Raw genomic sequence first — 15,152 nt, forward strand, 5'->3', positions numbered from 1 at the left:
TGCGTAGCAAACACAGAAGGGCACGGATCTTAATCCGTGCCCCTCGATTTCGACTGGTAGCGGGGGTTGGACTCGAACCAACGACCTTCGGGTTATGAGCCCGACGAGCTTCCACTGCTCCACCCCGCGTCGCCTCTATTATACAATATTGCCTTCTCGACCGTCAACTATAGCACGACTTTCCCCCTTTGCTGTCCCAGATGCCCCAGCCTTGCTGGCCTGGGCACTATAAGTGCCCTTGTTCACCAGTACTTCCATAAATATTGTGGCATTAGGAATGATAACTTGTTGATCATCTGGGGTGCGCAAGACAGTTGTTCGTAACCTCACATCCTCAACCAGGCCGCTGAAATCCCTTACCGTAATCTGTTCACCGATACGGAAGGGACGCTCTATGAGTAAATAGAGACCCGCGAATATATTCTTCAAGATGTCCTGTGCCGCCAGGCTGATAGCTAAGCTGATTACCCCTAAGAAGGTCAGCAAGGTTGTCCAACTTACCCCGAGGATACCGAGTACCCAGACGGTTCCCAGCAAGATGACGGTTAAATAGGCGATACGAGAAATAAGGATAACGACGTTGAGATCGGCGCGTGTGCCTCCGAGACTCTTACGCACAACGCTTCGCACCCAGCTGGCCAGCAACCAGGTGATGCTGAGCACCACTATACTTTGAATCAACGGTAAAATTAGCGGGCCGATAGTCGTTTCGAAGGTTAGCTCCCAGTTCGTCAGCCAATGTTGTGGGTTGGCCTTCCATAGCTCAGCCATCTGCCTCACCTCCTCATCTATTATAACACTGAGTTAGACAACATCGCGAAAGAGAAATATACTTAAAAATATACCCAGAATCTGGTAAAATATTGCTGTTAAATAAGGGCGATGATCTACGGTTTGGGAGGATAAATACAGCAATCGACCATATCCTTCAGCAGGCGATCAGATGCAAAATATGGCGACCTTGATCCTATACCCATCAATTAGGAGGAAGCCAAATGGCTAAATACGTTTTCGTCACGGGCGGTGTAGTCTCTGGGGTAGGGAAAGGGGTCACCGTCGCCTCTTTAGGTAGGTTGATGAAGAGCCGTGGATTATCGGTAGCCGTCGTCAAGGTTGACCCCTACCTCAACGTAGACCCCGGCACGATGAACCCCTATCAACACGGCGAGTGCTTCGTCACCGAAGATGGGGCAGAGACCGACCTGGATCTTGGACATTACGAGCGTTTCATCGACGAGAATCTCTCCAAAGCCTCCAACGTGACCACTGGCCAGGTGTATTCCTCCATCATCAACCGAGAAAGGCGTGGAGACTTCCTCGGCGGCACCATCCAGGTCATTCCGCATATCACCAACGAAATCAAACAGCGCATCGCCAAAGTAGCCAAACAGACCGGTGCACAGCTAGTCATCGCTGAAATAGGTGGCGTGGTTGGCGACATTGAGGGACTGCCCTTCCTTGAAGCTATTCGCCAGATGCACCGGGAGCTTGGGAGCGATAACGTGCTGTACATCCATACCACCTGGCTCCCTTATATCGGCGCCACTGGTGAGTTAAAGACCAAGCCCACCCAGCACAGCGTCAATGAGCTGCGCCGCATTGGTATCCAGCCAGATGTTATCGTTTGTCGATCAGATCACCCGATGAGCGATGATCTCAAAGATAAGATCGCCCTCTTCTGCGACGTAGAAAGGCGAGCCGTGATTCCCCTACCTACAGTCGAGACCGTTTATGAGGTACCGCTCATCCTGGAAAATGCGAATCTCGGTAATTTCGTCGTCGAACACCTCCAACTGCCGGCTGGTGAGCCTCAGTTGGACGAATGGCAGATCATGGTCAATAAGATCAAACAACCCAAACCGGAGCTACGCATCGGTCTGGTTGGAAAATACGTCGAGTTGGCCGATGCTTATCTCTCGGTCAGAGAAGCACTGCACCACGCAGGCATATACTATGACCGCGCTATTGTTATCGATTTAATCGATTCAGACTCGCTCCTCCATGAGGGTAATGAGGACAGGCTTTCTTGCGTGAACGGCATCGTCATCCCGGGGGGTTTTGGCTACCGTGGCATCGAGGGCAAGATCCGTGCCGCCAGATACGCGCGGCGCATGAAGATACCATATCTCGGTCTTTGCCTGGGTATGCAGGTAATGGTCATCGATTTGGCCCGTGAGGTTTTTCGATCGGATGCGCCCAACAGCACCGAATTTGATCCTAATACCCCCTGTCCAGTCATCGATCTCCTGCCAGAGCAACGCGCTATGTCTATGAAAGGAGGAACAATGCGGCTGGGTGCCTATCCGTGCCGGCTTATCCCGGGCACGAAGGCGGCGGCTGCCTATGATCAGCCATTGGTCCAAGAGCGGCACCGGCACCGCTATGAATTCAATAATGAGTACCGCGATATCCTCGTCGCGGCGGGTTTAGTCGTCAGCGGTGTCTCGCCGGATGAACGCCTCGTTGAGATCGCAGAGATCGCCGATCACCCCTGGATGGTCGGCACACAATTTCATCCTGAGTTTAAGTCACGACCCAATAGACCACATCCCTTGTTCCGTGATTTCATCGGCGCGGCGATGCAAACCTTGCGTGAGGGTGACCAACAACCACTACCGCTCGAACAGGCATTAATTTGACAGTCCTTGACAAGCATGATATAATCCCAATTGAAGGTGAGACGCCAAAATATTATATTCTCCTCGTGTAACAACCCCACAGTTAAAAGCAACTCTGATATAGAGTAGTGTGTTGAATCCTTCTTTTGTTATTTGCAAGAAACCCGATTACCAGGTATCCCAAATGAGGCGTATGGGCTGCGTAGAAGCAAACTATTGAGGTTGTTTTGGGCCATTCGGAATATATTTTGAATGGAAGGTCAAATGAACATCGCTGAACTTGAATCAAAAACGCGTGATGAGTTGCAGGATATAGCTAAGGATCTGGGCATCTCCGGCTACAGTGGACTAAGGAAGCAGGAACTAGTTTTCCGTTTGCTCCAGGCTAAAACTGAACAGCAGGGTTATCTATTCGGTGAAGGTGTATTGCAGATCATGGACGATGGCTATGGGTTCCTGCGCCATGATCGCCTTTTGCCCGGATCGTCTGACGTATACGTGTCTCAATCACAGATACGCCGATTCGGGCTTCGCACCGGAGATATGATCACCGGGCAGGTACGCCCGCCAAAGGAGAGCGAGAAGTTTTATAGCCTCCTGCGCGTCGAAGCCGTCAACGGACTCGATCCGGAGATAGCCAAACATCGTCCCCACTTCGATTCCCTAACACCCATCTTCCCCCGCGAGATGTTCAATCTGGAAACAACCGCGAATAATCTGACCCAACGCCTCATTAATCTGGTAGCCCCCATAGGGCGGGGACAGCGAGGACTAATCGTCTCCCCACCAAAGGCTGGTAAGACTACTGTTCTTAAGCATATCGCCAACGGCATCACCGCTAACTATAACGACGTCCACCTGATGGTTGTGCTTATCGGTGAGCGTCCAGAAGAGGTCACCGATATGAAGCGCTCTGTCAAAGCTGAGGTGATCAGTTCCACCTTCGATGAACCGGTTGAGGACCATAGCATAGTTGCCGAGATGGCTTTAGATCGAGCAAAGCGCCTGGTGGAAAGCGGCCGTGATGTGGTCATTCTCCTGGATAGTATTACCCGCCTTTCGCGCGCCTATAACCTCACTATCCCCCAAAGTGGACGTACCCTATCCGGGGGCATAGATCCAGCTGCCCTCTACCCACCTAAACGCTTCTTCGGCGCCGCCCGAAATCTTGAGGAGGGAGGCAGCCTCACTGTTATGGCCACTTGTCTGATAGACACCGGCTCCCGTATGGATGAAGTTATCTATGAGGAGTTCAAAGGAACTGGTAATATGGAGCTTGTCCTCGACCGAAAGCTAGCCGAGAAGCGCATCTTTCCATCTATTGATATAACCCGTTCCGGAACTCGCCGTGAAGAGCTGCTGCTGGATGAGACAACCCTACGACAGGCCTGGACTATGCGACGTATGGTGGCGGCTATCGGCGGCACCGAGGGTATCGAACTGCTTCTCACGCGCATGAGTAAGACAGCTAATAACAAGGAATTCCTAGCGACCTTGACTAAAGACATCGTCTAGGAGAATCAGTGCTCGAGCGACTCTCAGACCCCTCCTTAAGCAAGCGCTGGGAAACAATCCTACAGCTTCTCGATGGGGTAGAGGCATCAGAGGGAGCGCTAATCCTACAATGTTCACCATCTTTGGGCCCTTGGATGGGGAGCATTATCGACACAAGAACGCTCGCCCGTTATGTTGCCCATGTGATTACCATATTGTTAACGCTTTTGGTCGCCCTTTCCGCTGCGACCAGCTGGCAAACAGCTCGCCGGGATAGAGCAGCCTCCTTTGGAGGCGCCTCATACATCGAAAGTCATATCTCTCGCTTAAACGAGTCCTTGATCAAACCAGCCCTTCCAGCAACGATAGGCTCCTTCTTCGGAATCCGCACCACCGAGGTGGATCGAGCTGACGCAGGCCAAAATGATGGAACAGCGGAAACATTTGCCTCCACCCTCAGCACCGTGTCATCTGCCTCAGAATCCAAGACACCACTCAAACCGATCCAGTATAAAGTTGCCGCCGGTGATACGGTCACCAGCATCGCGGCCAGGTTCGCCGTCACAGCAGAATCTATCATCTGGGCCAACGACCTTGAAGATGACCCTGATCACCTCGCCATCGGCCGCGAGCTCGTTATTCCTCCTGTGGCCGGCATGCTGCATAGGGTTCGGGAAGGCAACACAGTGGTTGAGATAGCCCAGAAGTATCAGGTTGAGCCAAAGGTCATCATCGAGGCGAATAGTCTAGAATCTCCTTATATCCTTAGACTTGGTCAGCTACTGGTCATCCCCGGAGGCAAGCTACCAGCCAGGCCCATCCCGGTCGCCAGGAACAAAGGCGAGTTGAGCAGCGCAGCTAAACCACAACGGGCGCTAGGGAGATTTATCTGGCCCACACACGGCTCGATTACCACCTATTTCGGCGAAAGGGGACATCATGGCCTAGATATTGCCAATCGCAGCGGTACACCGATCTACGCCGCCGACAATGGGCGTGTCATCGCTGTCCGCAAGCAGTCCTACGATTATGGCTGGCATATCGTGATCGATCACGGGAACGGTTTCACGACCCTATATGCTCATCTTTCTGGATTCAACGTTGATTATGGACAATGGGTGGAGCGAGGGGCCGTGATTGGCTGGATGGGGAGCACAGGCCGTAGCACTGGCCCACATCTACACTTCGAGATCACTTTGGGGGGCACGCTGCGCAATCCGTTGACGTTCCTCCCTTGAACCAACCGTGATTTACTCCAACTTCAGGATATCAAAGTTTCCGATATTCTAGAACTGTGATCTCGAGCTCCTCCGGCAACGAACCCTTGTTTACCACCAGTTTCGGCTGCGGCTCATAGTGCTTAAGCCCAATCTCATGGGTGAAGCGATCCAGTGGATCCAAATCCACCTTGGCCGCCTCTGTCTTATAATGCATGGGGATAGCGATCTTTGGCTCGACCAAGTTTATTATTTCCACCGCCTGAGAAGCGTTAATCGTGTTGAACCCTCCCACTGGAACCAGCAAGATGTTCACATCGCTCAGCGCTTCTACCTGCTCCGCCGTCAACACGTGCCCTAAGTCGCCCAGATGACAGATAACAAGGTCATCCATCTCGACTAGGTAAGCTGTATTTTTGCCTAACCTCTGCCCATTCTCATCGTCGTGAAATGTCCTGATGCCAGTGATCACTACCCCTTTGACCTCATACTCTCCCGGCCCACTGATGATCTTTGGATTCCCGGCAATGGCCACTGTATGGGCATGCCCTGGATGCTGGTGAGTTACGGCTACGATATCCGCAGTTGGCTTTCCCAGGTTATAGCCGATGCTCTTATCATAAGGATCGATCAGCAATACCGCATCGCGGGATTTCAAGCGGAAACACGAATGGCCCAGCCAAATGATCTCCATTTTATCCCCCCTAAATGCTCTCTATAGTGAGCACTATGCGCTACCTTGAATACAAGGCCAAGGACTGTCATCTACACGTCCATTTATGAAGGTGGCGTCGCCGTCGGAGAAGGAGCAGACGTTGGGGCTGGTGTCGGCGTAGGTGTGCCCTTCGGGGGCTGATCCACCATCTTTATTAGATCATCAGCGATTTGACTGGGGATAAGGTAAACCTTATCTCCAGCTGGAAGATTGGCATAGTAGGCGGTGCCCTCCGGATTCTTGTCGCCGATGAATAATATCTCTCGTTTTGCCCCTGTCAAGGTGACTTTCGCCTCCGCTTGAGGGTTAGACAATCCGTAGGTTGCCAGATCCTGTCCGGGATTATCGAGGACCCTCGTCGCTGTCAGGGAACCAAGCCTGGTCAATACCCCCTCTACACGCCACTTATCAGCTTCTACCTGCTCAGGCTTGAGCATTTGCCAGCGATCTTCCTTCTTAGTGACCACCGTTGACCGGCCATTATGCTCCACCTCGATGGAGTTCACATCCTCAACCTTAAAGTTGAAGACAGATAGCTGCGCCTTCTCCTGCGGGCGGCCTGGTCTGTACTCCAACCAGTAAACAAAACCTCCCAGAACGAGGAGAATAACGAGTAAGATAGCCGTAGTTTTGAAGCTCACCACCTACCTCCTCGTCCACCATACTGCTCCTCCTGCCAGGAGAACAGCCAGAGGCAGGAAAATGACACTGGAGTAAAAGATAAGGTTCATTTCCGTGCCTGTCAGGAAGAGGCGGCGGTCCTGGGGTGGCTTAGCTCGAATGCCGATAAGGTCCTCCGATTGAGCCAGCCAGTCGACCGAGTTAAGGAAGAAGTCACGGTTTCCCACACTGTCCAGGAAGGCATTGGTGGCAAAGTCAACATCTCCGACAACCACCATTCTTGTTTGGGGGTGATTGGCTGTTTTCTCCGTGGCAGCCTTTTCATTTCCCGTCGTCCCGCCAGCCTGTTTTTCAGTCTCCACCGTAACCGCAATAGAGATAGGGCCTTTCGTGTCTATGCCCTCATCGTAGTGGGCCACCTTGGTATCCTTCTCCAGCCAGCTCTTGTCCGTGGTCTCAGCGATGGTCGATACTGTAACGCCCTTAGGCAGCTCCTTTCTTGGCGTGACTGAGGTTACTGTAGGAAAGATAGTCATAGGCAAATCTTTGGTAATCTCGCTCCAGCGATAGTGCGTAATGAGCGGAGTCAAGACATCATTGAGCAATGGGCTGCCTTCATCTACTACCAGACCGGTCCCAATGTCAACCCCCCAGTCTTGCAGAAGCTGGGCTGCATCTGGTACCGTGCCAGGCTCATTCAGGATAAGGGACCTCCCTCCGCGCTTCAGATAGTCTTTAAGGGCACTCTTCTCCTGCTCAAGGAATGGCTTTTGAGGGGCCGCAATGATTAAGACGCTGGTATCATCCGGTACCTTACCACTTGTAGCCAGGGCAAGAGAAGATACTTGATAGTTGTCCGCCTCAAGTGCTCTCCTGGCTGCGCTCCCACCTCTGCGGTCAGAGCTATCAATACTCATTTCGCCGTGACCAGTAAGAAAGTACACTTTCTTTGATTCGTTACTAATGACCCTAAGGATGGCACTGGTCACATCCTGTTCGTCGCTGCCCATCACCTTCTGCTTTCTGCCATTGTATTCGAACACGGTTGTACCATAACTCGCTATCTGGTATTGTCGAGCCAGGGTTGGCTGACGGTCTGGGTCAACAAATCGCACCTGTATCTTATCCGAATGAGCCTGGTACTCCTTCAGCAAATCCTGCATAGCCTGTCTATCTGACTGCTGCTGGGAGTAAAAGGCCGTAACCTGTAGCGGCTCCTTAATTCGCTTCAGTATCTGTATAGTCTGCGGGGACAAGGTATATTGTTTATTGGCAGTGAGATCCAGGTTCCACACGTGTTTGGCTGCAAGGATATTGAGAAGGGCCAGAATGCCCACGAAGGCGATGCTCATTACTACCGTGTTCGAGCCGTAGCGGGCCGTTCTTCCTCGGCCAGCCTTAAGGATTGCTTCCCACGATTCAAGTCCAGAGATGGCTAAGAGCCCAAGGCCGACGATCAACAGTGACCATATCTTACGATCGAATTCTGCCGTAACCAGATAAAGCCCCCCAGCAATGAGCAGACACCCCACTCCAACCAGGCCCAACAGGGCCGGTAATCTTTTCGACAAAGCCGTTCCCTGATTCCGCATCCTACCTCCACCTCCTCGTTTCTAGCGATCTGGTCGTCAAAAAGAGGCAAGCTATAATGAAACTAACATAAAAGACGATGTGCTGGCTCTCAATGACACCTTTCGGGAAATCGTAGAAATGTTGAGCCAACGAGAGATAATCCAGCACACCAGATAGAGTCTGCCCCAGAATCCCTGAAAGTGCATCTATGAACCAGAAGACCAATAAACCACCAAAGGATATGACAGCGGCGATAATTTGATTCTGAGTCAATGACGAGGCCAGCAGCCCGAAGGAGAGGAAGGCAGCGCCGATGAGCAACAGTCCGATATAGCCGGTTATTATGGGACCCCCATCGGGATCGCCGTAAGTGAAAAGCAATAAGGAGTAGAGCGCCGTGGGGACCAGCATCAAGATGAAAAGGGCAAGACTGGCCAGAAACTTGCCCAGAACCACCTCTGCATCCCGTACAGGGTTAGTCAGCAGTAACTCAATGGTGCCAGATCGTTGCTCCTCCGCCAGCAAGCGCATCGTTATGATCGGAGAGAGAAGCAGCAGGATAATACTCATGTTATAAAAGAGATAACGCATACTAGCTTCGCGTAGCGCAGAGATGATCGCCGCAAAGAAAAATCCTGTTACCACAAGGAAGGCAGCCATCACAACGTAAGCCACTGGCGAAACGAAATATGTCTTTATCTCCTTTTCCGTCAGAGCCAAAATGTTTCTCATTGAACCGTCACCTCTTCTGTAGTCGTTAACCTGAGGAATATCTCCTCAAGGCTCATACCCAATGGTTGTAGCTGGCGCAATCCCCAGCCATTTCCGACGATTGTCGCCGCTATCTGTTCCACTACATGGGAATCTACGGAACATTCAACCACATAGCGCTGCTCACCTTCGCTCTCTACCCGTAAGACTCCGGGTAGCGCCTGGAGGGCTCGATTAACTTCCGCAGATGGACCGCGCACTTCAAGCGCGACATGTTCCGAACCCCTCAAGCGTTGCGTTAGATTCTCCGGTGTATCAACAGCCACCACCCGGCCATCGTTAATGATAACCACGCGGTTACAGGTCATACTGACCTCTGGGAGGATATGCGTGCTCAGGATAACTGTACGTTCTCCAGCCAGCCCCTTAATCAGCTGACGCGTCTCAATAATTTGCCTTGGGTCAAGCCCTACCGTCGGCTCATCCAAGATTAATACCGCTGGATCGTGAACAAGGGCTTGAGCTAAACCAACACGTTGACGATAACCCTTAGAAAGCTTAGCGATCGTCGTATTGCTGACCTCCCCGATGTGGACTTGCTCCATCACCTCACTGATTCGGCGACGTCTTTGCTTGGAGTTAAGCCCCTTAAGTTTGGCCATGAAATCCAGATAGGCATAGACGGTCATCTCTGGGTAGAGCGGTACCGTCTCAGGCAGATAGCCGATTCGTTTTCGAACATCAAGAGACTGTGTGAACACATCATAGCCGGCTACCTTTGCCGTGCCACTGGTTGCGGGGAGAAAACCACCCAGAATGCGCATGGTGGTAGTTTTACCTGCACCGTTTGGTCCCAGGAAACCGAGAATTTCCCCCAGTCTAACCTCAAAAGTCACGTCGGCGATAGCCAGCGTGTTCCCATAGTATTTAGTCAGATTCTCAACACTTATCATCCTGCCCCCTCCATAAACAGATTTTCCTATGCGCCAGATCGAAAGGCACAGCGATAGATTTAGAACCTATCGATGTGCTTCTGGTCTCTCAACCTATATTGTCGAATCGCCAAAATGGTCATAAGTAGAATATATAGCACCGACGTTGGGCAGCGTCAAGCTCAGTGAGCGCGGTACTGGCGGGCATTGACTTCTAACGATGGCAATATATACTTAAAGACATACACTGGGTGCTAATTATGTCTATGGGATTAAGAAAGATGCTCTTAGCAATAGTAACTATATCCAACGCCTTGTCCTCCTCCTATGATGAATGGCAACCTGAGACTCCGCTTCGAGACATCTCGTGGAGGATGAATTGTTACCTCGCTAATATACCGAACCCAGAGGATGAAGATGTATTTTCTCAGTTCATCCGAGAGAACCCTCCACCTAGTGCTCGTTGCCTCTACTTCATCGAGATTTTCGATGGAGAAATCCCACATTTGGTGTATATAGAAAGCACCTTCCGACAATCAGCTCATGATCGATTGAAACCTCACGAAGTGAACGCTAAGCTAGTTAAAACACTTCAGGAGTCCCCAGGCACCCATATCTTCATTCGATACGGTGATATCCAGGCTGATTACACTCAGGGTACACTTCCACCAGACCCAGAGCCGCTTTGGACCTTCCCTGAGGATGAGCAGGAGAGAATCATAAGAGATGTAGAAGCAGCGTTGATTTTTAAGCTCAAGCCTGATTTTAACATGCGCAATAAAGCGTCCTATCGGGGATACCCAATTCGTGTGGAATTAGTGGGAGCTCCATGGCCAGGTATCCCAACTAGGTTCTCATTCACATCGAGAGCTGGGGACAGGCGAATGAGCAACGGCCGATAACATGGGCCTTGCAGATCAATTTCGTTCACGTAAGTGCTTGTGGCGCTTCGCTTATACTGAAAATGTTAGGTGAACGGCTATTACCATAGCATAAGGATGATGATATGGGTATAGTGCAACAACAGATAATACCACCGGATGAGATAATTAGATTATTCGATGCAAAACAAGTCGATAAAGAATGGTCTTTTGAAGGATACAAACCGTCGGATACTGGTAAGTGGACACACGATTACCACCGTTACCCTGCCAAGTTCATCCCACAGTTAGTTGAGAGATTGATTGACGAGTATATTTTAAGTGAAGAAGCCCACGTGAATGACCCCTTTATGGGTTGTGGAACTACTGTAGTTACTGCAATCTCAAGAGGTTTTAAAGCGAGCGGAACAGATATTAATAAAGTAGCCTATTTGATAACAAAAGTAAAATCAACGCCCATAAATCCAGAGTATCTTGATAAAAGAATAAAGCAGTTCTTATCGAAGCTGAAATTTTTGGACCAGCCCCAAAAATCGCTGTTTGATGAAAGGATCGAACCTTTAATTCCCCAGGAACATATCGATAGGATTACTTACTGGTTTGCTGAAGAATCTAGAGACGAACTTGGGAAGATCTTAAGAGTGATTCATAGCGAAGATGATGAAATCATCAGGGATTTTTTCCTTGTGGCCTTTAGTCATATTTTGAAGAGCTGTTCTATATGGCTCCAAGGCAGCACGAAACCAACGAGAGACTTAAATAAAGCTCCAATAAAGCCTTACGATGCCTTACGAAAACATTTAAACAAGATGCAGAGGGGGAATAATGCTTTTTATAATGTTGTCCCCATGAAAGTGCGAGAGGATCTCAATAAGTATTTAAACATCAGGATCGATGATGCTAGAAGACAGCCTGCGCCTGACGATAGTGTTGATTTAATCGTAACTTCAAGTCCTTATGTTACCAGTTACGAATATGCAGACTTGCATCAATTATCAACGATTTGGCTTGATTTGGCGGACGATTTAACAGAGTATAAAAAAGAGTTTATCGGAACATCGTACAAAAAGTACGAGAATAAGAGATTGAGAAGTAAAATTGCTATAGACATAGTTCATAAGATGTCTGAAAGAAGTATGAAAATGGCAAAGGAGATCGAAGCGTTTTTTATTGATATGGAGGAAGTATTTGATGAGAGCTTCCGAACCTTAAAGCACGGTGGCAGATGTTGCTATGTGATAGGTGATACGAGGCTAAAAGGTGTTGATGTACTCAATGCTGAAGTTTTCGCTGAGGATTTGCAGCACTCTGGATTTAAACTTGATAGGATAATAAAGAGGGAAATTCCTTCAAAAATACTTCCACAGAAGAGGGATGAGAAGACAGGCAGATTTGCCAATACCAGGGAGGCAAATTCAGAAGCCTATCCTCTGGAATACATTGTAATCGGCTTTAAGGAATGAGGGTTATGACATTTGAAGATTTAAAAAGATTATATCTAAGGAAGAAAGAGCAGCTAGGAGCAGGAGCATACAAGCATATCTCAGAATTGCTCGAAGAGGCTAAGGAAATCCACAGACAAGACTGGTTAAGAGATCCCACTCCTAGGGGAGATCATGAACAAAGTTGGCGCGCTTTTAAAGGGAAAAATCTGGAAAAGTTAGTTCAATATGTTATTACTGATGAAGTTGAGCAGCTTGGATTGAAAGTTGTTAATGGCAATAGATTGGAAAGAACTACAAACCTTTCCAGGGAATTAAGCCAGGTGAAAAGGAATATAGCTATTGATTATGGAGAATTTGGATTGCATTTACCAGACGTTGATATCATCATTTACAATTCTCAAAATTGCAAGGTCTTGGCAGCTATCTCAAGCAAAGTTACCCTAAGAGAGAGGATCGCTCAAACAGGTTATTGGAAGCTCAAACTTTTCCAAGATGAAGCGACGAAACACATTAAAGTTTATTTTGTCACACCTGACGAGGATGGGACATTAACTTACAAGAGTCCGGCTAAAAAGGGCAGGGCAATCGTAGAAGTGGACCTTGATGGCAGTTATGTTTTGACCGAAGAGGCGATTGAGGAAAGTGGTAAGGTCAAATTGTTCGAGCATTTTATAGAAGACTTAAAGGGGTTATTGAAAAACGGGGGGTGATAAAAAACAAACTACTATGATTGGGATAAGTAGGATAAAAGATGAGTAAGAAACAGCCCAAATTTGAAACAACCACATTATGGGACTTCCCAACCCAAAATTATGGAGATAGACCTCACGGCGACAATAGGTATCCTGGTGTGACCCCCGCATTTGTTATCTGGAATCTTATTCAAAGATATACGAAGGAAGGAGACTTAGTAATCGACCTGATGTGTGGCAGCGGCACGACTATTGATGTTTGTGAGGAAGAAAATCGAAGATGCATAGGTTTTGATATTGTGCCGTATAGAAACGATATAAAACAAGCCGATGCCAGAAATTTGTTCTTAGATAACGAAATTGCAGATTTTGTTTTTATTGATTCTCCTTATTCAGATAACATAAAGTACAATGATCATTCGGATAATATTGGCAACATATCTTGCGAAGATCCTAGATTTTTTGAGGAATTAGAAGGAGTTGCGAAAGAAATCTACCGTATTCTGAAACCATGGAAATATATGGCATGGCTTATTGGAGATCAAGCAAAAAAGAAGAAATTTGTACCAGTAGGTTTTAAACTTTACTCCATCCTTGAGAACTACTTTAAACCTATAGATATCATCTGTGTGTCGAGGCATAACCAAACATCCAATACACCTGTTTGGCATGAAAGGGCAAGAAAATACAATTTTTACCTAAGGGGATTTAAGTATCTGATAATAATGCAGAAGGTGAATAAATGAGACTGCCTCATCGCCCAAGATGGTGTAAGGGGCACGCTTTGCTTCATCCAAATTCTGCTTATGCAAAACTTCTTTTTACGCCGATTCCTCTAGGCGTACTTTGCCTAGGATAGGCTAGATAGAATGGCGGAACAAGGACAGCCATCGAATAACATTGAAAGGCGACTTCAAGATCTCCTTACTTACCCCCGCGAAGATTTGAATACAGAGCTGAAGGGCTGGCTTGATCTCTCACTCGACGACGATAAAGCCAATCTTGCCCAGGCTATCTTGGCGCTTGCCAATTCTGGAGGTGGTTACATTCTTATAGGCTTCACTGAGGTAGAGGGAAGATGGGTTCCAGCTGAGCTGAGGCCGTATAACTTAAACAGCTATAGGCAGGATTGCATTAACGGTATTGTCAAGCGTTATGCTGAACCATCCTTTCATTGTGATGTATACCATGTATCTCATCCGGAGAGTGGATGCGACTTTCCGATAATAGTAGTACCAGGGGGTCACAGGGTTCCAATTCGTGCTAAGCGAGACGGTCCCAACCAAAGCCATGTCCGCCAAAACAACTACTATATTAGACGTCCTGGACCTGTAAGCGAGCCTCCACAGTCGGGGCAGGAGTGGGATGATCTAATCAGCCGTTGTGTCAGGGCAAATAGAGAGCACCTTCTCGAGGGTATCAGAGACCTCCTGTTCGGATTTGGCGAAGTCTCTCGTGCTCCTGGGCCTGAAGAAGAGGCGCGAAGAGGACTTGAACGTTGGATTCAGGAATCGAGAGCTCGGTGGGAGTCGCTAGTAGCTGAAAAGCTTTCAGAGGAGAGACCGTCTCGCTTTTCAAATGGGATCTGGACAGTAGCCTACTCGATCATAGGCGATTTCCAGCCGCCAACGCTCGAAGACTTCTTGGACATTTTGACCGTGGTCCAAGGCCATGAGACAGGTTGGCCACCTTGGTGGGTTCCTACCAGAGATGAGATCGGGCCATATCCTTACAATGGCCTTATAGAATGTTGGCTGGTGAATACCCGCTTCAACGACGCCGCTCATTCTGACTTCTGGCGCGCTTCTCCTAAAGGGATGATGTTCCTTTTGCGAGGATATCAAGAGGACTGTGTGCCCGATCAGTTTGAGCCAGGAACTAGATTCGATCTCACTCTCCCAGTATGGCGAGTCGGAGAATGCTTGCTGCACGCAGAGCGTTTGGCCACCGTCATGCTACCAGACCAGTCGGCATCGATAATCTTTCGCGTCACATGGGAGGGTCTCTCTAGTCGCACCCTCGTACCTTGGGCAAACTCGCGAAGATTTCTGGATCCTGTTCATCAGTCAAGGCAAAACTCCGTTACTTCGAAGATACTCATCTCGGCTAACAATATTAGTGCAACCCTGCCGGAGATCATTACGGCTCTTACAAAGCCTTTGTATGAGGTATTCGATTTCTTTACGCCACCGTTAGAAATGATACAAGAGGAACTGTCAGAGATGAGAGGGCGTAGATAGACGCTAGCTGGGAC

Annotated in this window: 14 protein-coding genes and 1 tRNA gene; 7 read left to right on the top strand and 8 right to left on the bottom strand. The window is 48.9% G+C overall.

Features of this window, described 5'->3' with window-relative positions; translation table 11 throughout:
* Nucleotides 1-54: 54 nt before the first annotated feature.
* Nucleotides 55-129 (bottom strand) — tRNA-Met (locus tag M1136_11520).
* Nucleotides 130-138: 9 nt separating this feature from the next.
* Nucleotides 139-771: a mechanosensitive ion channel family protein gene (locus M1136_11525; protein ID MCL5076252.1), complete on the bottom strand. Its 633-nt coding sequence runs from the start codon at nt 769-771 to the stop codon at nt 139-141.
* Nucleotides 772-995: 224 nt separating this feature from the next.
* On the opposite strand from M1136_11525, the gene M1136_11530 reads away from it, so the two are divergent.
* The 3 genes from M1136_11530 (at nt 996) to M1136_11540 (ending at nt 5,350) form a co-directional block, all read left to right on the top strand.
* A complete protein-coding gene (locus M1136_11530; GenBank protein ID MCL5076253.1) occupies nt 996-2,639 on the top strand; it encodes a CTP synthase in 1,644 nt (547 codons plus the stop codon).
* 243 nt (nt 2,640-2,882) lie between these two features.
* On the top strand, nt 2,883-4,133 hold the full coding sequence (gene rho / locus M1136_11535) for a transcription termination factor Rho (GenBank protein MCL5076254.1): 1,251 nt from the start codon (nt 2,883-2,885) through the stop codon (nt 4,131-4,133).
* A gap of 8 nt (nt 4,134-4,141) precedes the next feature.
* On the top strand, nt 4,142-5,350 hold the full coding sequence (locus M1136_11540) for a M23 family metallopeptidase (GenBank protein MCL5076255.1): 1,209 nt from the start codon (nt 4,142-4,144) through the stop codon (nt 5,348-5,350).
* Nucleotides 5,351-5,381: 31 nt separating this feature from the next.
* On the opposite strand, the gene M1136_11545 is transcribed toward M1136_11540, so the two are convergent.
* From M1136_11545 to M1136_11565, 5 genes are all read right to left on the bottom strand, one after another.
* Nucleotides 5,382-6,023: an MBL fold metallo-hydrolase gene (locus tag M1136_11545; GenBank protein ID MCL5076256.1), complete on the bottom strand. Its 642-nt coding sequence runs from the start codon at nt 6,021-6,023 to the stop codon at nt 5,382-5,384.
* Between the two features lie 83 nt (nt 6,024-6,106).
* A complete protein-coding gene (locus M1136_11550; protein ID MCL5076257.1) occupies nt 6,107-6,685 on the bottom strand; it encodes a DUF4340 domain-containing protein in 579 nt (192 codons plus the stop codon).
* Between the two features lie 3 nt (nt 6,686-6,688).
* Nucleotides 6,689-8,257 (bottom strand): GldG family protein, encoded by a 1,569-nt coding sequence (locus M1136_11555; GenBank protein ID MCL5076258.1) that lies wholly within the window; start codon nt 8,255-8,257, stop codon nt 6,689-6,691.
* Nucleotide 8,258: 1 nt separating this feature from the next.
* Nucleotides 8,259-8,969 (bottom strand): ABC transporter permease, encoded by a 711-nt coding sequence (locus M1136_11560; GenBank protein ID MCL5076259.1) that lies wholly within the window; start codon nt 8,967-8,969, stop codon nt 8,259-8,261.
* Nucleotides 8,966-9,901 carry an ABC transporter ATP-binding protein gene (locus tag M1136_11565; GenBank protein MCL5076260.1) on the bottom strand — a complete coding sequence of 312 codons (936 nt, stop codon included), beginning with the start codon at nt 9,899-9,901 and terminating at the stop codon, nt 8,966-8,968. Before M1136_11565 ends, M1136_11560 begins: the two co-directional genes overlap by 4 nt.
* 239 nt (nt 9,902-10,140) lie before the next feature.
* Between M1136_11565 and M1136_11570 the strand changes: the two genes are divergently transcribed.
* The 4 genes from M1136_11570 (at nt 10,141) to M1136_11585 (ending at nt 13,644) form a co-directional block, all read left to right on the top strand.
* A complete protein-coding gene (locus M1136_11570; GenBank protein MCL5076261.1) occupies nt 10,141-10,782 on the top strand; it encodes a hypothetical protein in 642 nt (213 codons plus the stop codon).
* 104 nt (nt 10,783-10,886) lie between these two features.
* Nucleotides 10,887-12,224, top strand: coding sequence for a site-specific DNA-methyltransferase (locus M1136_11575; protein ID MCL5076262.1), 1,338 nt, complete (start codon nt 10,887-10,889; stop codon nt 12,222-12,224).
* Nucleotides 12,225-12,229: 5 nt separating this feature from the next.
* Complete coding sequence (locus M1136_11580; protein ID MCL5076263.1) at nt 12,230-12,916, top strand: BsaWI family type II restriction enzyme; 687 nt, start codon at nt 12,230-12,232, stop codon at nt 12,914-12,916.
* A 41-nt stretch (nt 12,917-12,957) separates the two neighbouring features.
* Nucleotides 12,958-13,644 carry a DNA methylase gene (locus M1136_11585; GenBank protein ID MCL5076264.1) on the top strand — a complete coding sequence of 229 codons (687 nt, stop codon included), beginning with the start codon at nt 12,958-12,960 and terminating at the stop codon, nt 13,642-13,644.
* A gap of 828 nt (nt 13,645-14,472) precedes the next feature.
* On the opposite strand, the gene M1136_11590 is transcribed toward M1136_11585, so the two are convergent.
* Nucleotides 14,473-14,685 (bottom strand): hypothetical protein, encoded by a 213-nt coding sequence (locus M1136_11590; GenBank protein MCL5076265.1) that lies wholly within the window; start codon nt 14,683-14,685, stop codon nt 14,473-14,475.
* Between the last annotated feature and the right edge of the window lie 467 nt (nt 14,686-15,152).

It is taken from the genome of Chloroflexota bacterium, assembly GCA_023475225.1.
Classification (GTDB): domain Bacteria; phylum Chloroflexota; class UBA6077; order FW602-bin22; family JAMCVK01; genus JAMCVK01.